This window comes from Amycolatopsis lexingtonensis (assembly GCF_014873755.1).
GTDB lineage: Bacteria > Actinomycetota > Actinomycetes > Mycobacteriales > Pseudonocardiaceae > Amycolatopsis > Amycolatopsis lexingtonensis.
In genome coordinates this window covers 3,244,961-3,265,976 of record NZ_JADBEG010000001.1, presented here as the reverse complement: position 1 = coordinate 3,265,976, position 21,016 = coordinate 3,244,961, and the positions used below count along the sequence as shown (strand labels likewise).

17 protein-coding genes are annotated in these 21,016 nt (G+C 70.8%); 6 read left to right on the top strand and 11 right to left on the bottom strand.

The annotated features are described in order from the left end of the window. Positions 1 to 9: 9 nt before the first annotated feature. From H4696_RS14815 to H4696_RS14800, 4 genes are all read left to right on the top strand, one after another. Complete coding sequence (locus tag H4696_RS14815) at positions 10 to 675, top strand: hypothetical protein (RefSeq protein ID WP_086862004.1); 666 nt, start codon at positions 10 to 12, stop codon at positions 673 to 675. Next, complete coding sequence (locus H4696_RS14810) at positions 672 to 2,153, top strand: proton-conducting transporter transmembrane domain-containing protein (protein WP_086862005.1); 1,482 nt, start codon at positions 672 to 674, stop codon at positions 2,151 to 2,153. The genes H4696_RS14815 and H4696_RS14810 overlap by 4 nt, the downstream gene beginning before the upstream one ends. Continuing rightward, on the top strand, positions 2,150 to 3,667 hold the full coding sequence (locus tag H4696_RS14805; protein ID WP_086862006.1) for a hydrogenase large subunit: 1,518 nt from the start codon (positions 2,150 to 2,152) through the stop codon (positions 3,665 to 3,667). Before H4696_RS14810 ends, H4696_RS14805 begins: the two co-directional genes overlap by 4 nt. 70 nt (positions 3,668 to 3,737) lie before the next feature. Then, complete coding sequence (locus tag H4696_RS14800) at positions 3,738 to 4,478, top strand: ribonuclease activity regulator RraA (protein ID WP_086862007.1); 741 nt, start codon at positions 3,738 to 3,740, stop codon at positions 4,476 to 4,478. Positions 4,479 to 4,623: 145 nt separating this feature from the next. Here H4696_RS14800 and H4696_RS14795 read toward each other — a convergent pair whose 3' ends face one another. The 6 genes from H4696_RS14795 to H4696_RS14770 form a co-directional block, all read right to left on the bottom strand. Further along, complete coding sequence (locus H4696_RS14795) at positions 4,624 to 5,367, bottom strand: SDR family oxidoreductase (protein WP_086862008.1); 744 nt, start codon at positions 5,365 to 5,367, stop codon at positions 4,624 to 4,626. Between the two features lie 61 nt (positions 5,368 to 5,428). Beyond that, entirely contained in the window at positions 5,429 to 6,688 is a 1,260-nt protein-coding gene (locus H4696_RS14790) for a mandelate racemase/muconate lactonizing enzyme family protein (protein ID WP_086862009.1), read from the bottom strand. Further along, positions 6,685 to 8,703 carry an ABC transporter permease gene (locus tag H4696_RS14785; RefSeq protein ID WP_192782316.1) on the bottom strand — a complete coding sequence of 673 codons (2,019 nt, stop codon included), beginning with the start codon at positions 8,701 to 8,703 and terminating at the stop codon, positions 6,685 to 6,687. The genes H4696_RS14790 and H4696_RS14785 overlap by 4 nt, the downstream gene beginning before the upstream one ends. Continuing rightward, positions 8,700 to 10,136: a twin-arginine translocation signal domain-containing protein gene (locus H4696_RS14780; protein ID WP_086864154.1), complete on the bottom strand. Its 1,437-nt coding sequence runs from the start codon at positions 10,134 to 10,136 to the stop codon at positions 8,700 to 8,702. Before H4696_RS14780 ends, H4696_RS14785 begins: the two co-directional genes overlap by 4 nt. A 74-nt stretch (positions 10,137 to 10,210) precedes the next feature. Beyond that, positions 10,211 to 11,359 (bottom strand): Gfo/Idh/MocA family protein, encoded by a 1,149-nt coding sequence (locus H4696_RS14775; RefSeq protein WP_086864153.1) that lies wholly within the window; start codon positions 11,357 to 11,359, stop codon positions 10,211 to 10,213. Between the two features lie 48 nt (positions 11,360 to 11,407). Next, entirely contained in the window at positions 11,408 to 12,154 is a 747-nt protein-coding gene (locus tag H4696_RS14770) for a FadR/GntR family transcriptional regulator (protein ID WP_225955688.1), read from the bottom strand. A gap of 73 nt (positions 12,155 to 12,227) precedes the next feature. Between H4696_RS14770 and H4696_RS14765 the strand changes: the two genes are divergently transcribed. Beyond that, the gene (locus H4696_RS14765; RefSeq protein ID WP_086864151.1) at positions 12,228 to 13,385 is read left to right on the top strand and encodes a mandelate racemase/muconate lactonizing enzyme family protein; all 1,158 of its coding nucleotides are present in this window, start codon (positions 12,228 to 12,230) and stop codon (positions 13,383 to 13,385) included. A gap of 19 nt (positions 13,386 to 13,404) precedes the next feature. On the opposite strand, the gene H4696_RS14760 is transcribed toward H4696_RS14765, so the two are convergent. The 5 genes from H4696_RS14760 to H4696_RS14740 form a co-directional block, all read right to left on the bottom strand. Beyond that, on the bottom strand, positions 13,405 to 15,036 hold the full coding sequence (locus H4696_RS14760) for a glycoside hydrolase family 44 protein (RefSeq protein WP_192782315.1): 1,632 nt from the start codon (positions 15,034 to 15,036) through the stop codon (positions 13,405 to 13,407). Between the two features lie 98 nt (positions 15,037 to 15,134). Continuing rightward, complete coding sequence (locus H4696_RS14755; protein WP_086857969.1) at positions 15,135 to 16,862, bottom strand: amylo-alpha-1,6-glucosidase; 1,728 nt, start codon at positions 16,860 to 16,862, stop codon at positions 15,135 to 15,137. A gap of 12 nt (positions 16,863 to 16,874) precedes the next feature. After that, the gene (locus H4696_RS14750; protein WP_086857983.1) at positions 16,875 to 17,636 is read right to left on the bottom strand and encodes a carbohydrate ABC transporter permease; all 762 of its coding nucleotides are present in this window, start codon (positions 17,634 to 17,636) and stop codon (positions 16,875 to 16,877) included. Positions 17,637 to 17,683: 47 nt separating this feature from the next. Further along, on the bottom strand, positions 17,684 to 18,571 hold the full coding sequence (locus H4696_RS14745) for a carbohydrate ABC transporter permease (RefSeq protein ID WP_086857970.1): 888 nt from the start codon (positions 18,569 to 18,571) through the stop codon (positions 17,684 to 17,686). Positions 18,572 to 18,578: 7 nt separating this feature from the next. Continuing rightward, positions 18,579 to 19,808, bottom strand: coding sequence for a sugar ABC transporter substrate-binding protein (locus H4696_RS14740; RefSeq protein ID WP_086857971.1), 1,230 nt, complete (start codon positions 19,806 to 19,808; stop codon positions 18,579 to 18,581). Between the two features lie 144 nt (positions 19,809 to 19,952). Here H4696_RS14740 and H4696_RS14735 point away from each other — a divergent pair, with 144 nt between their 5' ends. Further along, positions 19,953 to 20,990, top strand: coding sequence for a LacI family DNA-binding transcriptional regulator (locus tag H4696_RS14735; protein ID WP_276328918.1), 1,038 nt, complete (start codon positions 19,953 to 19,955; stop codon positions 20,988 to 20,990). The last annotated feature ends 26 nt before the right edge of the window (positions 20,991 to 21,016 follow it).

Below are 21,016 nucleotides of genomic sequence, written 5' to 3'. Positions count from 1 at the left end.
AGGACTGCCGTGAGCGAGACGACCTACGTGCAGCTGCTGGATCTGGCCTGCGGGGCGCTGTTGCTGACCGCGGTGCTGATCCTGTGGCGCCGCGAACTCGCCGTGATCATCCGGGTCTTCGCGTTGCAGGGCCTGGCCTTGACCGTGCTGGTGGCGGTGCTGGCCGCGCGCGAGGGGTCGGCCGAACTCGGCGTGGCCGCCGCCGGGATCGCCGTGCTGCGCGCCGGGGTGCTGCCGTACCTGCTGCGCCGCGCACTGGCCCGGAGTACGGCGGTGCGGCGCGAGACCCGGCCGCTGGTCAACGTGGCGTCCTCGTTGCTGGCCGCCGCCGCGCTGACCCTGCTCGCCTACGCGGTGTCCCAGCCGCTGGTCGCGCTCGCGCCGTCGCCGGCCACGCAGGCGATCCCGGTCGGGCTGACCGTCGTCCTCATCGGGTTCTTCACGCTGGTGACCCGGCGGCGGGCGCTGTCGCAGCTGGTCGGCTTCCTGTTGCTGGACAACGGGATCACCGCGGTCGGGTTCCTGACCACCGGCGGGGCCGGGCTCGTGGTCGAGCTCGGCGTGTCGCTGGACGTCCTGCTGGTCGTGCTGGTGCTGCAGATCCTCACCACCCGGATGCGGGAGACCTTCGGCGAGGCCGACCTCGACGAGCTGCGGGAGCTGCGCGACTCATGACCACTGTCCTCTTGCTCGCCCCGGTCGCCGTGCCGCTCCTCGGTGCCGGGCTGTACCTGGTGGCCGGCTGGCGCCCCGCGACGCGCTGGGTCAGTACCGGGAGCGCGGTGGTCACGCTGGCCGCCGCGGTCGCGCTCGCCGTCGACGTCGTCGCGTCCGGTCCCCGGGCTGCGCTCGGCGGGCTGGCGCGGGCCGACGCGCTGTCGGCGTTCATGCTGATCGTGATCGGCGTGGTCGGGTGCCTCGCCACCGCGGCGACGCCGGCGTTCCTGCGCGCCGAGATCGGTGCCGGGCGGGCCACCGCGCGCACCGCGGCCCGGCACAGCGTGCTGGTGCAGCTGTTCCTCGCCGCCATGGCACTGGCCGTCGTCGCGGGCAACCTCGGCGTGCTGTGGGTCGCGATCGAGGCCACCACCATCGTCACCGCGTTCCTGGTCGGGCAGCGGCGCACCCGCCAGGCCGTGGAAGCCGCCTGGAAGTACGTGGTCATCTGCTCGGCGGGAATCGCGCTCGCGCTGCTGGGAACCTTCCTGCTCAACTACGCCGCCCGGCACGCCCCCGGCGGCCCGGGACTGGACCTGGCCGCGCTCACGCACGCCGCGGCCGGGCTCGACCCCGGCGTCACCCGGATCGCGGTGGCGCTGCTGATCATCGGGTTCGGCACCAAAGCCGGGCTGGCGCCGCTGCACGCGTGGCTGCCCGACGCGCATTCCCAGGCGCCGGCCCCGGTGTCCGCGCTGATGTCCGGGGTGCTGCTCTCGGTCGCCCTCTACGCCATCCTGCGGGTCAAGGTCGTCGCCGACGCCGCACTCGGGACCGGCTTCGCCCGCTCCCTGCTGATCGTCATGGCACTGGCGTCCCTGTTGCTGGCGGCGTCGCTGCTGCTGGCCCAGCGCGACTACAAGCGGATGCTGGCCTACTCCAGCATCGAACACCTCGGCCTGGTCGCATTCGGGGCCGCCGTCGGCACGCCGCTCGCGCTCGCCGCGGCCCTGCTGCACGTCCTGGGGCACGGCCTGGTCAAGGGCGTGCTGTTCCTGGCCGCGGGGCGCGTCCTGCAGACCGAGCGCACCAGCCGCATCGACGGCGTCCGCGGCCTCGCGGCCCGCCAGCCGCTGCTGGCCGGGTGTCTCGGGTCCGGCGTGCTGGCGCTGATCGGGCTGCCGCCGTTCAGCGTGTTCGCCAGCGAGCTCGGGATCGCCCGCACCGGCTTCGCCGCCGGCCTCGGCTGGGCCACGACCGCCGCGCTGGCCCTCGTGGCCGTGATCGCCGCCGCCCTCGTCACGCACACCAGCCGCATGCTGCTCGGCCCCGCGCCCGAAGGACCCGGCGCGGCCACCGCACCGGTCCGGCTGCCGCGGACGTTGGCTCTCGTCCTGGTCACGGGGCTGGTGGGCAGCGCGGCGCTCGGGGTCGCCGCGGGGCCGCTGAGTTCCCTGGTGCACCTGGCCGCCGACACGCTCACGGGGGCGTCATGACCGTTCCGGATTCGTTCAGCGACGAGGTCGGCTTCCGCCGCTCCGCCCGCACCATCGCCCCGGCGGAGCTGCCGGAGCGGGCGCGGGCGCTGCTCGCGCACGGCTACCGCGTCACCCTGATCGCCGGGCACGACGACGGCGACGCGCTGCGCGCGGTGTACCTGTTCACCGCCGCCGGTCCCGACCGGCGCGTCGAACTGCACGTCCCCCTGGACCCCGCCCGGCCGGCGGTGCCCAGCCTGGCCGGGCTGTCGTTCCCGGCCGGCCGGTTCGAACGCGAGCTGCGGGACCTGTTCGGCATCGTCCCGGCCGGACACCCGCTGCCGCGGCGGCTGGTGCGGCACTTCCACTGGCCCCGGGGCTGGTACCCGATGCTGGCCGGCGCCGGTGATCCGCCGGCGTTCGGTCCCGTCGACGGCCCGTACCCGTTCCGGACGGTCGAGGGCGACGGTGTGTACGAGATCCCGGTCGGCCCGGTGCACGCCGGGATGATCGAACCGGGGCACTTCCGGTTCTCCGTCGTCGGCGAGACGATCCTCAACCTCAAGGCCCGGCTCTGGTTCGTCCACAAGGGAATCGAGAAGCTGTTCCAGGGCCGCCGTCCCGGCGACGCGCTCGAACTGGCCGAACGCGTCAGCGGCGACACCGCCGTCGGCCACACCCTCGCGTTCTGCCAGGCCGTCGAGGACGCGTGCGGCATCCCGGTGCCCGAGGACGCGCATCGGATGCGCGCGATCCTGCTGGAACTGGAACGGCTTTACAACCACGTCACCGATCTCGGCGCGCTCTGCAACGACGTCGGGTACGGCATCCTCAACAACCAGTTCCAGCGGGTCCGCGAACAACTGCTGCGCCTCAACGACCACGTGACCGGGCACCGGCTCCTGCGCGGCGCCATCCGCCCCGGCGCCACCCGGCTGGCGCACGTCCCGGACCCGGCGGCGCTGGCGGCGCTCGGCACCGACGTCGCCGAGATCGCCGGGCTGGCCCTGGCCAACACCGTGGTCGCCGACCGGTTCACCGGGACCGCCGTCCTCACCCGCGCCCAGGCCACCGATCTGGGCACCCTCGGCTACGTCGCCCGTGCCAGCGGCGTGCTCGCCGATGCCCGCCACGACCACGCGTTGCTCCCGGACGTGATCGACCGGACCGTCCACACGCGCACCGACGGTGATGTGTTGTCCCGTTTTGTCGTGCGGGCGGAGGAAATCGCCCACTCGATCGCCCTGATCACCTCCCTGACCGAAGGTTCGAGTCCCGGCTCGGTGGGTGCGCCGGTGCCCGGGCCGCCGGGAGTCGTGCGGTCGGGGGTCGGCATCGTCGAAGGCTGGCGCGGCACCATCGTGCACCGCGTCGAAGTCGCTTCGGACGGCACGCTCAGCCGGGTCAAGATCGCCGACCCCAGCTTCTTCAACTGGCCCGCGCTGCCGGTGGCGCTGGCCGACACGATCGTCCCCGATTTCCCGTTGACCAACAAGAGCTTCAATCTTTCCTACGCCGGCAATGATCTGTGAGCTACCCTCGAGTGGAGGCTCGAACTTCTCCGAAAGCCACGGTCAGCGCGGATCCGAGGGAGCTACCGACTTGGTCGAGACGCACGACATCGTCCGCCCGCCCGCCGAACTCAGTGCGGCCCTCGCGGCCATCGGCAGTGCCACGGCCAGCGGCGAGCTCAGCCGCATGGGGATCCGCAGCGCGTTCATCCGCGGACCGGTCTCGGTGACGCCCGGCCTGCGCGTGGCCGGTCCGGCGCTGACGCTGCAATTCCTGCCGAAGCGCGAGGACCTCTACCCGGTCGACGAGTACGAAGAACCGGAAAAACAGTTGCACCGCCACGTCATGTACCACGCGCAGCCCGGCGACATGATCGTCGTCGACGCGCGCGGCGACATGAGCAGCGGCGTGTTCGGCGAGATGATGCTGACCTACTTCAAAGGCCGCGGCGGCGTCGGCGTGGTGGTCGACGGGTGCCTGCGCGACACCGGCGAGGCCAAGCAGCTCGGTCTGGGGCTGTGGATCCGGGGCGCCACCCCGAACTTCCACGCGCAGACCGGCATCGTCCCGGCCGCCGTCAACGTCCCGGTGGCGTGCGGCGGCACGCTCGTCGAGCCGGGCGACATCGTGGTAGCCGACGACGACGGGGCGGTCGTCGTGCCGGTCAAGCTCGCGCCCGCGCTGGTGGCCCACGCCCAGGACCACGCGGAGTGGGAGGAGTTCTCCCGCATCCGCCTGTCCGAGGGCGGCGATTTGCGGCGGTACTACCCGCTTTCGGACGAGGCCCGGCCCGAGTACGAACGGTGGCGGGCCGAACAGGGCCGTGCCTAGGGCCACTCCGCCGCCGGTGACCCGCTCGCCCCACGTCTTGAATGACTCATTCAGGTCTTCGGAGGTCCTGAATGACTCATTCAAGACGCTGGCGCGCCGCTGCTGACCCCGCCGGCCCGAGCCCCGCACCCTCTACGGTTCGCGGTTACCAGCCGACGGGGCCGAGGCGATCGATGAAGATCCCGGTCGGTCCGTCGGCGTCGAGCGTCGCGAGTTCGATGATCGGGTCGGTGCCCTCGGTGACCGTCAGCTGTCCGGTGTGGTTGTTCATGTCGGTGGCGGTGTACTTGTGGTTGGCGACCTCGCCGGGGGTGATGGCGTTGAACTTGATGTTGGGGAGCGCCTGGGCGTACCGGACGGTGATCATGTTCAGCGCCGCTTTCGACGAGCTGTAGGCGAGTTCGTGCATTTTCGAGACGGCCTGCGTCGGATCGGCCATGACCGCGAAGGAACCGCCCCCGCTGGACACCATCACCACCCGTGGGTGGTCCGCCGCGGTCAGCAGGGGTAGGAACGCGTGCGTGACCCTGACCGGCCCGTACACGTTGGTGTCGTAGACGGAATGGATCTCGTCGGCCGTAGCCTCCGCGGGTGGGACAGCGTTTCCCGGTGCGCCGGCGTTGTTGATCAGCACGTCCAGCCGGTCGGTGTGCTTGCGCACGAGCCGTACGGCGTCGGCCACCGACTCGTCCGAGGTCACGTCCAGCGGGACCATGACCACGTTCGCGCCACCGGCGGCCAGCTTGTCGGCGGCCGCCTGGCCCCGGCCTTCGTCCCGTGAGCCGAGGAAGATCGTCCAGCCCCGCTCCCCGAGCCGCCGGGCCGCTTCGAAACCGAGTCCCTTGTTGCCACCGGTGATCAGCACCGAGGTCTGTTCTTCGTTCGTCATGCCCACCAGACACCGCGTTCCGCTCGGCTGTGACCACATGTGAACGAGCTCACAGTCGGGACTAGCTCCACAGCCGGTCGTGGCTCGACTCCGCGTCCCAGTGCGTCGTTTCCGCGAAGAACACCGGATCGCGCGGGTCGAGGTGGCGGCGCAGCAGGTCCTCGTTGAGGTCGCCGAAGCCCAGGCCCGGCGTGTCCGGGACCGCGATGTGGCCGTCCCGGATCAGCGGGCCGGTGACGAGGTCGCTCCAGAACTCCACGTCGGCCGCGTGGTGTTCGAGGGCGAGGAAGTTCTCCGTGGCGGCGGCCAGGTGCACGCACGCCATCGTCGCGATCGGCGACGCCGCCAGGTGCAGGGCCATCGCGATCCCGCGCTCCTGCGCGTAGTCGCCGAGCCGCTTGGTCTCCGCGATGCCGCCCGACGTCGCCGGGTCGGGGTGGACGACGCGGATGGCGCCGGCGTCCAGCAACGGCCGGAAGCCGTCGAGCAGGTAGATGTCCTCGCCAGTGCACGTCGGGACGGCGACGGACGTGGTGAGCTGGCGCCACTGGTCGGTCAGCTGCCACGGGAGCAGGTCTTCGATCCACGCCAGGGTGAACGGCTCCAGCGCGCGGCCGATCCGGATGCACGAGTCCAGGGCGATGTGGCCGAAGTGGTCGGCGGCGAGCGCGACGTCGTAGCCGACGACCGACCGGACGATGTCCACATAGGACACCAAGTGCTCGACGCCGCGAGCGGTGACCTGGATGCCGGTGAAGGGGTGCATCGTCGTGTCGTCCGCGCGGGCGCCCGGCGGCGCGATCAGCGCTCCCGGCACGTCCCACAGCAGGTCGACGCCCACGTCCATCTTCAGCATCGTGAACCCGCGCCGCTTGCGTTCCAGCAGCCGGGCGCCCATCGCGTGCGGGTCCGGCAGCGACGGCGTGTCCGCGTAGCAGCGGATCTCGTCCCGGAACCGGCCCCCGATCAACGCGTACGCGGGTACGCCGTACGCCTTGCCGGCCAGGTCCATCAGCGCCATCTCGACGCCGGAGACCCCGCCGCCCTGGCGGCCGTGGTACCCGAACTGCTTGATCTTGCGGAAGATCTTGTCGAGGTTGCACGGGTTTTCCCCGAGGAGCCTGCTCTTCAGCACGAGCGCGTAGGTGGCGCTGGCCTGGTCGCGCACCTCGCCGTAGCCGGACAGTCCCTGGTTCGTGTCGATCCGGATGATCGACGAGCGGAACGGCACGCCGGTCACGTTGGCCACCCGCAGGTCGGTGATGCGCAGGTCGCTCGGCCGTGACGAGGTCGCGACGTGCTCCTCGGTGATCGCGCTCATCCCTTCACGGCCCCCGCGGTGAGTCCCTCGGTCAGGAACCGCTGCCCGAAGCCGTACATCAGCACGACCGGGATGCTGATCAGCAGCGACGCCGCGGCCAGCTGGCCCTGCGGGACGACGTCGCCGAAGATCATCGACTGCATGCCGACCGGCAGCGTCTTGTAGTCGTCCTTGGTGATGAACACGAAGGCGAACAGGAACTCGTTCCACGCGTTGGTGAGCGTGAACAGCGCGACCGCGAGCAGGCCCGGCTTGGCCAGTGGCAGCACGATCCGCCGGAACGCCCCGAACCGCGTGCAGCCGTCGACCAGCGCGGCCTCCTCGAGGTCGGCCGGGATCGACTTGAAGTAGCCGACGAGCAGCCACGTCGCGAACGGCAGGGTGAACGTCGGGTAGGCGAGCACGAGCGACCACAACGAGTCGTTGAGCCCGATCCCGCTCATCAGCTGGTACAGCGGGATGAACAGCAGCGCGCCCGGCATCACGTAGGTGAGCAGGATCGTCACCGTGAAGCTCTCCGAACCCCGGAACTTCAGCCGCGCCAGCGCGTAGCCGGCCAGCGCCGCGCAGATCAGGGCGATCACCGTGGACGCCACCGACACCAGGATCGTGTTGACGTACCAGGTGCCGAACGCCCGGCCGGAGAACAGGTTGGTGAACTGCTGGGTGGTCCACGGGGTCGGCCAGAGGTCGTCGGTGCGCGCGACGATCTGGTCGTCGGACTTGAAGGCCGTGACCGTCATCCAGTAGAGCGGGGCGAGCACGAAGCCCAGCAGGGCGACGAGCGCCACCCCCGAGCTGGTGCCGCCGACCAGGCGGGCGGCCAGCCGTTTGCTCCGCGCGGCGAGCGCGGAGACGATCCGGCCGACGACGGCCGCGAGCAGCACGAAGACGCCCAGCACGAGCGCGGCTTTCCAGACTATGTGCGGCGACGCCCAGACCAGCACCAGCACCGAGGCCACGACGATCACCCAGGGCAGCGCCCGGCGCTGAGCGGGACTGAGCCGCCGGTGCCCGAGGTCGGCGGCGCCGGGCAGGTCGCTGCGGCGCATCATCCGCACGAGGATCACCACGAGGATCGCGATGACCGGCAGCATCACCAGCGTCACCGCGGCGCCCGCGCCGAGCTGCAGCTGCTGGATCGCCTTCGAGTAGGCCACCATCACGTACGGGGCGGTGGCGTCCCCCGGCCCGCCCTGGGTCATCAGCCAGATCAGGTCGAAGTTGTTGAACGTCCAGATCGACGACAGCAGCACCGTCACGATCATGACGGGACGCAGCCCCGGCAGCGTGATGTGTACGAAGCGCTGCCACGGCGAGGCGCCGTCCACCATCGCCGCCTCGTGGAGACCGCTGTCGATGGCCTTGAGCCCGGCGAGGAACGTCACCGTGAAGAACGGGATGCCCTTCCAGACGTTGACCAGGATGACCGCCGGCATCGCGAGCGCGGGATCGGACAGCCACTCCGCTGGCCACTTGTCGACGAGCCCGATCGCGGCGAGGCCGGGCCCGATCCCGGATTCGGTGAGCAGGACGTTGACGCTGCCGAAGATCGGGTCGAGCAGGGACCGCCAGGTGAAGGCCGTGACGACCGTCGGGATCACCCACGGCAGCAGGATCACCCCGGCGATGATCGCCTTGCCGCGGCGCATGTGGTGCAGCATCAGCGCCGCGATGAGACCGAAGGTCACCTTGAAGATCTCGGCGTAGGCGGTGAAGACGAACGAGTTGAGCACGCCCTGGTGGAACAAGCCGTCGCCGGCGAGGGCGGTGTAGTTGTCCAGGCCGACGAAAACCGTTTCCGCGCCGTGGCGTTCGGTGACGCTGGTGAAGACCGAGCTGACGATCGGGACCAGGATCAGCCCGGCGACCAGCACCAGCGTCGGCCCGACGAACACGGCGGCGAGGCGCCAGTCACGTCCGAGCAGCCGCTGCGACCGGGAGAGCGAGGACGACGTGGCCGGCGCCGGGCGGGCCGGCGCCGGCAGTGTCCTCTTCGGACGAACGACGGTCATTGGCGGTAGCCCTGCTGCTCGAAGATCTGGACGATCCGGCCGTGGGTCGTGGCGACGGCGTCGGCCGGCCGGGTGCCCTGGATGACCGACTGCATCATGTCGGTCAGCAGGTACGCGGCGGTGGCGGCCTGCTCGCCGGGGCTCGGGGCCTGGGGGAACGCGTAGCCGGTCTTGGTGGTCACCGGGAGCTTCGCGCGGGTCTGCTCCCGCAACGCGGCGAAGGCCGGGTCACCGTTCGTGTAGTACGGGTCGGAGTCCCACACCTTGCTCCACGACGGGTTGACCAGGCAGGGCGCTTCCTTCGCGACGCCGAGCAGCGCGGTCCCGCCGACCATGAACTTCGCCACCAGCTTGGCCAGCGCGGGGTTCTTCGCGCCCTTGAACACGACGAACGAGTTGGACTCGCCGAACGCGAGCGGCCGGTCGAGCGCCGGCCCGGTGGCGCCGTTGAACACGTGCGTGTTGCCGTAGACCGGGTTCTTCTTGCTCTTCGAGTCGGCGTAGACGCTGAATTGGTTGAGCGTCAGGCCCAGGATCTGGGCCAGCCAGTTCTCGTTGTTGCTCGAGTCGGTCCAGCTGCCGATCCCGGGCGGCAGCATCGGCTTGTACTTCGGGTTCGTGTAGATGTCGCCGATGAACGAAACGGCGGCGACGGTCTCCGGCGAGTTGAACACCACCTTCGTGCCGGTGTTGTCCGCGATCGCCCCGCCGTAGGTGTTGATGACGTTCGCGATGAAGCCGTTGGCGTCGCCGGAGCGGTTCACCGTGAGGCCCCAGCCGTAGCGCCGCTTCGCCGGGTCGGAGACCGCCAACGCGTTGTCGCGCAGCTCTTCCCACGAGTAGTAGGGCTTGAGCGGGAGGCCTTTCTCCTGGTACCAGTCCTTGCGCAGGTACATCCCGGTCGCGATGAAGTGGTAGGGGATCGCGAACCAGCGCCCGCCGAACACGCAGTAGTCGTTCGCCTCGGTCGCGGGCTCCCCGTAAAGAGCTTTCATTTCCGTGACCACGTCGGTGACGTCGGTGAGGGCGCCGAGGTTGTGGAGCTGGCCGACGAACCGGCGGTCGCTCATGAAGGCCAGGTCGCGGTTGGTGCCCGCCTTCACCTCGGCGTCCATCTTCGCGACCATGTCGCCGGCGTCGCCGGAGACGAGGTCGTTGTGGATGGTGGTGCCGGTGGCCTGCGCGAAGACCTGCAGCGACTTGTCCAGCGCTTTGTTGGCGGCTTCCGAATACAGCTTCTGCGAGAGCATCCCCACCGACCCGCCGCGGAGCGCGGCTGCCTGGTCGAGCAGCGCCTGGGGCACCTGGACGTCGACCTGCGGCGCGGGGGCGGGGCCGCTCCCGCACCCGGCGAGGCCGAGCACGCCCAGCGCGCTCATCCCCGCGCTCATCCCGAGGAAGGTGCGCCTCGACAGGTCCGTTTTCTCTTCCATGACAACTCCTCATACCGACGGGGCGACGGTGCAACCGGCGGGGACAGCGGGGCGAGTGCCGCGCTGCGGGTCGTTCACGCGGCGAAGGACGCCGTACTGCTGATGCGTTGTCCGGGCAGCCCGTCGAACAGCCCCGTCGAACCACGGGGCCGCCACAGCGGTACCGGGCCCGCGCCGGGCACGGGGTCGAGCGCCAGAGCGGCCGCCCGTTCCGCGGAGTCGAACGCCCGCTGGACGACCATCGCGTTGGCCACGCTCTGCGCGACGCTGCCGACCGGCCGCACCCCGAACTGCACGGCGTCGGCGAAGTCGACGAGCTCCGCCCGGTAGCCGTTGTCGATACCGCGGAAGACGGTCGTGCGGGTGGTGGCGTCGGCGCTGCTGCGGGTCACGCGGCGCTCCACATCGGATCCGGCGAGCACGAGCACGCCCTCGGTGCCGTACAGCCGCATTTCGTTGGGTTCGGGCGGCACCGGGATTTCGGGGAAGGACGCGGTGTAGTTGCCGATGGCGCCTCCGGTGAAGACGAGGTTGAGCGTGAGGTCCGACGGTGCGTCGATGGTGCTGTTGGCCGCCTGCACGGCACCGTGCACCCACGCGATGTCGCCGCAGAGCAACCGGATCTGGGCGATGTGGTGCACACCGAAGTCGAGGTGCACGCCGCCGCGGTACTGCGGCCGGTGCCGCCACGGCGTGCTGGTGAACCCGCCCGGCCGGGGCACCGACTGGCCGGCGTGCCGCCACGCCATCAGGTGCGGGCGGCCGATCACGCCGCTGTCGAGCAGGGTGCGGGCGTAGCGCAGGTCGTCGCGGTAGAAGTAGTTCTCGCCCACCACGAAGGTGCGATCCGGGTACCCGGCCGCCAGGGCCAGGAAGGCCGCGGCCTGCTCCGCGTCGGCACCGGCCGGCTTCTCGCAGAGCACGTCCTTGCCCGCCGCGAGCGCTTCCCGCGCCACCTCGTACAAGTGCGGGATCGGCACCGCGATCAGCACGGCGTCCACGTCGTCGCGGGCCAGCAACGCGGCCCGGCCGGCGACGGCCCGGGCCGGGTCGATCCCGCTGTAGGCGGCGAACCGCCTGCGCTGCTCCGCAGAGGCGTCGGTGTACGCGGTGACCGTGAAGCGGTCGGCGAGCGCGCGCAACGCCGGCCAGTGCAGCTTCTCGACCGCGAGACCGGTGCCGATCAGCCCCAGCCGGATCGGTGGGATCGCCGGTGCCGCCATGCCTCGTCCGTCCTCGTCATCGGTTCCGGAACCAGGTCCTGCAGGGTGTCAACGCCGCTTGGCGGCCCGCTTGCTTCGCTGCCCCTTCTCCGCGAGGAGCGTGGAAAAGTTGTTGCTCAGGTGCTTGCGCATCGCCTCGCGGGCCCCGGCCGGGTCACGCGCCACGAGCGCTTCGTAGATCTCCGTGTGCTGGGCGGTGGCGCGGTGCAGCCCGGCCGGCGCCTCGTTGGTGACGCGCCGGCTGGCCGTGCCGAGCCAGCGGGCGGAGTACATGATCCGGTCGAGGATGCGGTTGTCGGCCGCCCGGCAGATCTCCATGTGGAATTCGTGGTCGACCTCGAGGTAAGCCTCGGGATCCGCTTCGAGCGCCGCCATGCGGCCGATCTCGTCGCCGAGCCGGGCCAGCGTCTCGTTGGTGATGCTGGCCGCGGCCATCGCGGCCAGTTCGGGTTCGAGCAGTGTGCGCATCTGGTGCAGTTCCTGCAAGAGCTCGTCGACGATCTCCGTGGGCAGCCACTCGATCAGCAACGGGTTGAGGTAGTCCCATTCCGCGCGGGGGCGCACGACGACCCGGCGGCCCTGGGCGACGTCGACGATGTCGAGCGAGGCGAGGATCTTGAGCGTTTCCCGCGCCACGACACGGGAAACGCCGAACTCGTTCGAGATCTCGAGTTCCGACGGCGCCCGGCCGTCCTCGATTTCGCCGCTGACGATGCGCCGGGTCAGGTGGGCCGCCACCTGCACCGGAAGAGTCCGGACCTTGACAGCGTCCGGAGACTCTTGTCTCCTTGGCATGTCATCAGCTTATAGGACAAGTTAGACATCGCGACAGTCCCGTTCTTCGGCACTACCCTGCGGCAGGAGACCAATGCGGATCGTGAACGTGACGACGGCGGTGGTGGCCTACCACGGTCAAGCCACGCTGGTGCGGATCGACACCGACGAAGGCCTCAGCGGGTTCGGCGAGGCCAATCCCGACGCCGGCGCGGGTGCCGTCGTGGGGATGATCGACTCCTTGAAGCCACTGCTGATCGGCGAGGACCCGCGCAACGTCGAGCGGTGCTGGGAAAAACTGCGCCGCAGCAAGGTTTTCGCGGGCGCGCAGAGCGGGGTGTTCGTGATCGCCCTGTCCGGTATCGAGATCGCGCTGTGGGACCTCGCGGGCAAGGCGGCGGGCCAGCCGGTGTACCGCCTGCTCGGCGGGAAGTTCCGCGACCGGATCCGCCTCTACGCCGACTGCGGCGACGGCGACGACCCCGCCGGTTCGGTCGCCGGGTGCGTCGACCGGGCCCAGCGGATGGTCGCGGAAGGCTTCACCGCCATCAAGTTCGACATCGACGACCTGCACCACCCGGCCAAGTTCGACGCCTTCAACCACACGATCAACGCCGCCGAGCTGCGCTCGATGGTCGAGCGCGTGGCCGCCGTCCGCGAAGCGATCGGACCGGACGTCGACCTGGCCATCGACCTGCACGCCCGCTACGACGTGCCGAGCGCGTGCCGGATCGCGTGGGAGCTGGAGCCGTTCCACCTGATGTGGCTGGAGGAGCCGCTGCCGGCGGAGAACGTCGACGCGCTGGTGCGGGTGCGCGAACAGACCCGCACCCCGATCTGCGCCGGAGAAAACCTTTACCTGCGCTGGGGTTTCCGCGAGCTGCTCGAACGCGGCGCCGTCGACGTCATCGAACCGGACGTACCGAAGTGCGGGGGCCTCGCGGAGGCCAAGAAGATCGCCAACCTCGCGGAGCTGCACTACATCCCGTTCGCCCCGCACCTGGTGTCGACGCCGCTGGGCACGATGGCCACGTCGCACCAGTGTGGCGCGATCCCCAACTTCCTCGTCCAGGAATGGCACGCCCTCGAAGAGCGCGCGGTGTGGGACAGCTACGTCCACGCCCCCGACGGGAGCGGCTCGATCGTGAAGGACGGCTACATCACGCTGCCCGACACGCCCGGCATCGGCGTGGAGCTCGACATGGACGGCGTCCGGGCCCACGCCGTCGAGGGTTACGGGGTGTTCGAGTAGCGGTGGCCGGTATTCAGGGCTAACGCGGCAGGACCAGCAGGGTGATGGAGTTCGCCGGGTACGTCGTGGTGACGTGGCCGTGGTCCACGGCGAGGTCCGGACCCCGCACGATCGACGAGAGATCGGCCGGCCCGTAGGTGAAACGCTGTGCCTTGCCGGTGCCGGGAGCGCCCGCGATCGACAGCGGGGAAGTGAGGTCCGTGCCGGTCTTGTTGACCACCATGAGGGTCACGGCGCCGTCGCAGCGGCGTTGCGCGCCATAGATCGCGAGCTGCCCCTGGTCGCTGCTGGCCGCCGACACGCTCACTTCGCCGAACCGGCTTCCGGCGCCGTCGTAGTTGCGGTACATCCGGAACGCGTACGCGGCCGGGTCCGCCGGTTTCGGCTCGCCCCAGATGGTGGCCAGGTCGAGTCCTTCACGGCCGAAGATGCCGAGGACGTCGGCTTCGGCGAGGGCGCCGTTGATGTCGTCCAAGGCGCCCCAGTTGTATTCGGTGATGGCGGTCCTGGTGCCCGGGTTGTACTGGGAGACCCACTGCTTCATCGTGCGGATGAACTGCAGCGGCGGTGCGTTGACCCCGCTCGGCCCGATCCAGGATTCCTCGACGTAGGCGGGATCCCACAGCGAGCGGGTCGACCGCAGCCGCAGCGCGTTGGCTTCGGGGGTCTTGTCGCCGCTGATCTGGGGGTAGTAGTGCTGGTCGAAGTAGTCGAGGAGCCGCTTGCCGGCGGTGGTGCTCGCGTCTTTCATGTTCTTCAGGAACCACTGGGACAGGTTGAGCCCGCCGTGCGCGGCGGCGTCCGCGCCCGGCGCGCACCCGTCCAGCCCGGAGGCGATCCATTCGCAGTAGCCCCAGCCGGACGGGCCGAGGACCGCCGCCCGCGGATCGGCGGTCTTGACGGCCGCGGCGGTCGCCGTGCTCTTGGTGCCCAGCTCGTCGTCGGTCACGGGCTGGGGGTGCACGTCGCGGTGCGTGGAGCTCCACAGCACCGGTTCGTTGTCGAGTTCGTAGATCGGCACGCCACCGCGGGCTGCCGGGCCGAACTGGCTCACCAGGTGTGAGACCGTCTTGCCCGCGAAGGAGGCGTCCGCCGGAACGGAGGTGTCGGTGGGGACGGCTCCGGTGAGCTCCGCGTTGTTCAGCCGGCCGTTGCCGCAGTTGGCGTCCCACTGGTCGAACGAATCCTGGGCGGGGAAGCGGGTGGCCGGGAAACCGCAGGCGTGCGGCGAGCTGGGCGAGTCTTTCGCGACCCAGCCGGACATCGGCAGGGTGACCACCTGCTTGATCCCGCGGTCCCGGTTCCGCTGGACGTACGCCTCGAGGGTGTCGTCCGGCCCCGCCACGATGTTCTCGAAGTACCAGTCGCTGCCGGTGTTGTAGGTGTGGTTCTCGAAGTTGTAGCGGCTGCTCGCGTTGCCGCCCCAGCGCGACACCGGGGTGCCGAGCTCCGCGAGGAGCGCCGGGTCACCGCCGTTCATCCCGTAGATGTCGGGACTGATCGGGTGCCGGGCCGCGGACAGGTCCACGGCCAGGGTCAGTTCGGCGGCGGAAGCCGGCGGTGCCGCGACGGCTTGCGCGGCCAGCAGTGCGGCCAGGACACAACCGCTCGCCGGGCCCGGGCGTAGGCGAACTCGTCGCTGAGCAACCATCGGAAACTCCTGCCGTCGATTCCTGGGAGCGCTCCCATACGGTAGCGAACGGCTGCCGGTCGTCAATCGGACGATCGGCGGTGCCGCCCTGCTCCGGCTCACCGGGGCGCGGCAGGCCCGCAGGCGGCTTTCCGCGTGCCCTCCCGCTGCTGCGCCGCCTCGCTCAGCAGGAGGTAGGCGCCGGCGGTCCAGGTGTAGGCGTGGTCGCGCAGGCCCGCTCCGGTGAACGCGTCGAAGTTCTCGGCGAAGCCGTGTTCTTCGCAGGTCCTGCGGAACCGGCTGCTCACCTCGTCGGCGAGGTCGGTGGCGCCCCCGCGGCGGAGGCCGTCCTCGACGAGGACCGTGACCGGGGCCCAGACCGGGCCGCGCCAGTACCCGTCGGGTTCGTAGTACGGCGAGGACGGCAGTTCCGTGGCGAGCCCGATCGGCGTGAGGTGCTCGGCCACGCGGGCGCACAGCCGCTCGAAGACGGCGCGGGGCAGGTGCTCGCCGAGCACGATCGGCATGAGGTCGAGCAGGCTCGAGCCGCCTTGGGACGTTCCGGTGCGCACGGTGCGGCTGCGGAAGGCCGAGCCGTCCCAGAGTTCGGCGAGCAGCGCGGCCAGCAGGGTGTCGGCGCGCCGCTCCCAGTCGGTGGGGGTGTCGCCGACGGCGGGGGCCAGCGCGGCGAGTTCCTTCAGCTGCAGGACGAGAAAGGCCGCGAGGTCCGCGGTGACGACCAGCCGCTCGCCGGCGAACACCGTGGCGTTGTCCCAGCCGCTGTCGTTGCCGTGTTCGTAGTAGGGGAGCCGTTGCCCGGGGGCGCGGCGGTGGTCGAGCCAGAACGACGTCCAGGCCGCGAGCTGCCGGTAGGCCAGTGCGGGATCGGGCAGCCCATCCGGGAGCCGGCCGCGCAGGTGCGCGAGCGCCCAGCCGTGGATCGGGGGCTTGACGAAGTTGCGGAGCACCTCGGCGTGGGTGACCGAGTCCGGCAGCGCGCCCTGGCCGTCCTGGTGGTCGAAGGGCAGCTGGTACTGGTTCCACGCCAGCTCCGGCGCACCCGGGGCCAGTGCCAGCGCGGTGAAGCAGTGGTCCCAGCTCCACACCTTGTTCATCCAGTGCTTGGACATCAGCACGGCCGGGCGGGCGAGGAACCCGGCGGGTGCGACCGTGGCGGACCAGAGCACGTAGCAGGCGAGTTCGGCGGCGGGGGTCGAGCTGTCCCGCCACGGGGCGACCGCGTCGGCGAAGGCGGTGAAGTCGTCGCGCGCCGAGGCGGCGGCTCCCGGGAAGTCCACAGTGGACGCGTACGCCGGCGCGCCGGTGGTGATCTCCTCCAGCGCGACCTCCCACGGGCCGCCGTCGGCACCCACAGTGACGCCGCGCCGTGCCGAGCCGAGTTCCTGCTCGCCGAGATACGTCCACTGGCCGGACAACAGCGTCAGCCGGAGGCGGTTTCCCGTCTCGTAGAAGGTGAACACGGCCGCCCCGGCCGGATCGGCGAAGAAGTACGGTCCGGTGAACGGCGTGAGGACCGGCTCCGTGGCGACGATGCTCATGCCCAGGCCGGTGCCGGTGATCCGGAGCGTTCCGGCGTCCGGGAAGGCCGCGGTGATCCGGCCGTCGGGCGAGCTCCAGGTGAGCACGGCGGGATCGGCCGAGACGTCGGTGGCGGCGCGGTGGCCGTCCCGCTCGGGCACGAGCGTCAGCACCGGGTGCAGGCCGTGCCGGTGGGACACCACGTGCACGTCGTCGGCACGCCGCGTCGCGCTGAGCACGGGGGACAGGCCGAGCCAGGATCCGGCGCGGCTGAACGGGATGTCCCCGACGGAGAACTCGGCGGTCACAGGGTGATCCCTTCAGTCCTTGACGGCGCCGGCGGTGACACCGGCCGCGACGTAGCGCTGGGCGAGCACGAGCAGCACGGTGGCGGGAACGGACGCGACCACGGCGGTGGCCATGATCGCGTTCCACTCCTGGTTGTTGTTGCCGATGTAGTGGTAGATGCCCAGGGTGAGCGGGCGCAGCCGGCCCCCGGCGTCGAGGGTGGTGGCGAACACGAAGTCCGACCACGCCCACAGGAACGAGAACAGCGCCGCGGTGACGACGCCGTTGCGGCTGGCGGGGAGTACGACCGACGCGAACGTCCGCCACGGCCCCGCGCCGTCGATGCGGGCCGCCTGCAGCAGTTCGTCGGGCACGGTCGCCATGAAGGAGGTGAGGATCAGCACGGCGAACGGCACCGCGATGGTGGAGTCGGCGACGACCAGGCCGCCCACCGAGTTGGTGAGGCCGAGCTTGACGTAGATCCCGTAGAAGCCCAGCGCCATGATGATGCCCGGGATCATCTGCGCCACCAGCAGCACGAACCCGAGCACGCGCCGGCCCGGCGGGCGGAGCTTCGCCAGCGCGTACGCCGCCGGGGCGGCGATGACCAGGGTGAGCGCGACGGTGCCCAGCGCGACGAGCAGGCTGGTCCCGAAGTACGGCAGCTGTTCGCGCAGGACCTGCTCATAGCCCGCGAAGGTGGGCGAGGCCGGGAACAAGTCCGGCGGTGACTTCCGGAGATCGCCGGCCGGGGTGAGCGAGACGGCGATCATCCAGTAGACCGGGAAGAGCATCGCCGCGGTGAGCAGGACGCCGATCGCGGTCAGCCACGCCGGGCGCTTCACGCTTGTTCCTGGTGGCGCTGCAGGCGGATGTAGACCAGCCCGGCCGCGAACGCGAGCAGGATGAGCACGTTGCCGACGGCCGCGCCGGGCCCGAACTTCGGCAGCATGGAGCCGAACCCCAGTTCGTAGGACCAGGTGGCGAGCGTGCTCGACGAGCCGCTGGGCCCGCCCCTGGTCATGATCCAGATGATGTCGAACACCTTCAGCGTGTAGACCAGGCCGAGCAGCAGGGTGATCGCCGAAACCGGCCGCAGGACGGGGAACGTGACGTGGCGGAACGTCTGCCAGCCGGTCGCACCGTCCAAAGCGGACGCTTCGTACACCTCGGCGGGGATGTTCCGCAGTCCACTGTGGAGCACGACGAGGTTGAACGGGATGCCGATCCAGATGTTGGCGATCGTGACCGACACCAGCGACCAGGACGGCGAGGTCAGCCAGTCGACCGGGGCCAGCCCGAGCCCGTGGAGAAAGGCGTTGACCAGCCCGGACTCGCTGTTGAGCAGCCAGGCCCAGGTCGACCCCGACACGATCAGCGGCAGCAGCCACGGCACCAGGAACAGTGCCCGCAGCGTCGCCGACAACCGGAAGCGGCGGGTGAAGAACACCGCCATCGCCAGGCCGATCGCGTACTGGAAGACCAGGGACGCGGCCGTGAAGACGAGCGTGTTCACCAAGGCGGTCGTGAACCGCGGGTCGGCGAACACGGTGGCGTAGTTGGCGAACCCGGTGAAGGGCGCCCCGCCGCGGACGAAGGTCCGGACGGTGTAGTCGCGCAGGCTCAGGTCGACGGTGGTGTAGAGCGGGTAGCCGTAGCAGGCGAGCAGGTAGGCCACCAGCGGAACGAGGAACGCCCAGCCGGCGAGCCGCTTCTTGTCGAGTCGCACCGGGCGGCTACTTCGCCGCCGTCTGGGCGTCCTTGAGCGCGGCGTCCGGCGTCTTCGAGCCGGTGAGGGCGCCCTGGACGGCGTTCCACAGCGGCTGCGAGATCCGGGGGTACCGCGTGCCGAGGTTGTCCCCGGTCCGGCCCTTGGCGTTCTTCACCGCGTCGACCCACACCGCGAGTTCGGGCTTCTGCGTCACCTGCTGCTGCTGGACCGACGGCACCGCCGAGACGTAGGTCAGCGCCGTGTCCGAGGTCAGCACCTTGTCCGGGGCGGTGAGGCAGGCCGCGATCTTGCCTGCCGTGCGCTCGGTGTCCGGGTTGTCCTGTGCGGGGACGGTGACGAACTCGCCGCCGGTCGGCGCGGGCGCGGTGCCGCCGGTGCGGCCCGGGATCGGGATCACGCCGTACGGGAAACCGGCCTTCTTCGCGTTCTCCAGCTGCCAGGTGCCGTTCTCGGCGAAGGCGTACTGGCCGGTGGCGAACTCCTGCCAGCTGGTCGTCTGGGTGTTGTTGATGACCGAGTTGGGGGCGTAGCCGCGGTCGAGCCAGGACTTCCACTGGGTCAGCGCCGCGACGGCCGGGGGAGCGGACAGGTCGGTCAGCGTCGCGCCCGACCCCCAGAACCACGGCAGGAACTGGAAGCTGCCTTCCTCGGTGCCGATCGCGGAGAACGTGATGCCCTTCTTCCCGGCGGCCTTCACCTTGCCCAGGGCCGTTTCGAGCGACGCCCAGTCCTTGACGGAGGCGGGGTCGACGCCCGCGGCGGCCAGGACGTCCTTGTTGTAGTACAGCGCGAGGGTGTTGGCACCCAGCGGTACGCCGTACGTCCGGCCCTGCACGGTGCCGGCGGCCACCAGGTTCGGCGAGGCAGGCGAAGCGTCCAGCCCGACCTCGTCGTTCGCCTTGAGCACGCCCGCTTCGACCATGGTGGAAACGACCGGGTTGTCCAGCACGAGCACGCTGGGCGCGGTGTGCTGCTGGGCGGCGAGCAGCACCTTGCCGGTGAGGTCGGTCGTGTCGTAGGCCTGGCGCTGGATCTTCACCCCGGCTCCGGCCGCGCACTCGTCGATCACCTTCGCCCACGCGGAGCCGGCCGTGAACTGCGGGTACGGGTCCCAGATCGAGAGCGTGCCGGTGCTGCCGGTGTCCGGGGACGACGAGCAGGCCGCCAGCGTCGCGGCGAGGGCGACCGCCGCCAGCGCGGCCGGGATCGGGCGGGAGCGCGGGGGGTACGGCATGGGGTCCTCCTGGCGGCTACGGCGACGACAGTTATCGAACCGGTTCGATGAGGGGAGCGGGGACAACGTAGACCGAGGCTCGGCCCGTCCGCAAGAGGCGGCGTTCCGGGATGGCAAGATGGTCGAACCGGTTGCCGCCGACGGATCCGGGGACGGGAGGCGGACATGAACATCGGCGAGATCGCCAAGCGGGCCGGGGTGTCCCGCAGCACGGTGTCCTACGCGCTGAGCGGCAAGCGGCCGGTGTCGGCGCGGACGGTGCGGCGGATCAACGACGTCATCGCCGAGCTGGGCTACCGGCCGAACGCCAGCGCGCGGGCGCTGGCCGAGGGGAAGACCCGGACCATCGGCCTGGTGATCCCGCCGGCGAGCGCGCGCCTCACCGACGCGCAGCTGGGGTTCGTGGCGAGCGTCGTGGAGGCCGCGGCGGCGCACGACCACGACGTGCTGCTCTCGCCCAGCGGCGGCGACCACGACCGCTCGTTCGAGCGCATCGTGACCGGGCGCCGGGTCGACGGCGTGATCCTCATGGAGATCCTGCTCGAGGACGCCCGCGTCGACCGGCTGACCGGCGCCGGGCTGCCGTTCGTCGCGATCGGGCACGTCGAGCACCCCGGCGCGTCGTGGTGGGTCGACGTCGACTACGCGACGTTGATCGGGCGGTGCGTGCGCCACCTCGCGGATCTCGGCCACGAACACGTGGTGCTGATCAACCGCTCCGAGTACCTGGTCGCCGCGGGCTACGGCCCGGCGGTCCGCGCCACGGCCGGCTTCCTCGGCGCGGCGGGGGAGTGCGGGATCACCGGGCACACCTTGTGCTGCGCCGACGAACCGGCCGCCGGGCTGGAGTGCTTCGAGCGGATCCGGGCGCGGTGGCCTGAGGTGACCGCCGCGGTGACGATCAACGAAGCCGCTCTGCCCGGGGTGCAGCGGGCCCTCGACCGGGCTGGCTTGGACGTTCCGCGGGACTTCTCGCTCACCGGGGTGCTGGCCGATCGGCTGGCCGAGGACTTCCATCCGCCGCTGACCGCGGCGGACGTGCCGGCGGGGGAGATGGCGCGGCTGGCTGTGGAGCTGCTGCTGGAGCAGATCGGTGACCGGTCGGCCGAGCCGCGGCACGCTTTGCTTCAGCCGGGAGTGACGTTGCGGTCCAGTACCGGGGCTCGCCGCCTGCAGAAGTGAACCGGTTCGACGCCATTTGGCCGCTT

Coding starts and splice junctions, on each gene's coding strand:
- H4696_RS14750 (WP_086857983.1), bottom strand. CDS start 17,636: ATGCTCTTCCCGGTCTACTGGATGATCGCCGTCTCGCTCACCCCGGCC.
- H4696_RS14760 (WP_192782315.1), bottom strand. CDS start 15,036: ATGGTTGCTCAGCGACGAGTTCGCCTACGCCCGGGCCCGGCGAGCGGT.
- H4696_RS14770 (WP_225955688.1), bottom strand. CDS start 12,154: ATGCCAAGGAGACAAGAGTCTCCGGACGCTGTCAAGGTCCGGACTCTT.
- H4696_RS14765 (WP_086864151.1), top strand. CDS start 12,228: ATGCGGATCGTGAACGTGACGACGGCGGTGGTGGCCTACCACGGTCAA.
- H4696_RS14805 (WP_086862006.1), top strand. CDS start 2,150: ATGACCGTTCCGGATTCGTTCAGCGACGAGGTCGGCTTCCGCCGCTCC.
- H4696_RS14775 (WP_086864153.1), bottom strand. CDS start 11,359: ATGGCGGCACCGGCGATCCCACCGATCCGGCTGGGGCTGATCGGCACC.
- H4696_RS14780 (WP_086864154.1), bottom strand. CDS start 10,136: ATGGAAGAGAAAACGGACCTGTCGAGGCGCACCTTCCTCGGGATGAGC.
- H4696_RS14785 (WP_192782316.1), bottom strand. CDS start 8,703: ATGACCGTCGTTCGTCCGAAGAGGACACTGCCGGCGCCGGCCCGCCCG.
- H4696_RS14810 (WP_086862005.1), top strand. CDS start 672: ATGACCACTGTCCTCTTGCTCGCCCCGGTCGCCGTGCCGCTCCTCGGT.
- H4696_RS14790 (WP_086862009.1), bottom strand. CDS start 6,688: ATGAGCGCGATCACCGAGGAGCACGTCGCGACCTCGTCACGGCCGAGC.
- H4696_RS14740 (WP_086857971.1), bottom strand. CDS start 19,808: ATGCCGTACCCCCCGCGCTCCCGCCCGATCCCGGCCGCGCTGGCGGCG.
- H4696_RS14795 (WP_086862008.1), bottom strand. CDS start 5,367: ATGACGAACGAAGAACAGACCTCGGTGCTGATCACCGGTGGCAACAAG.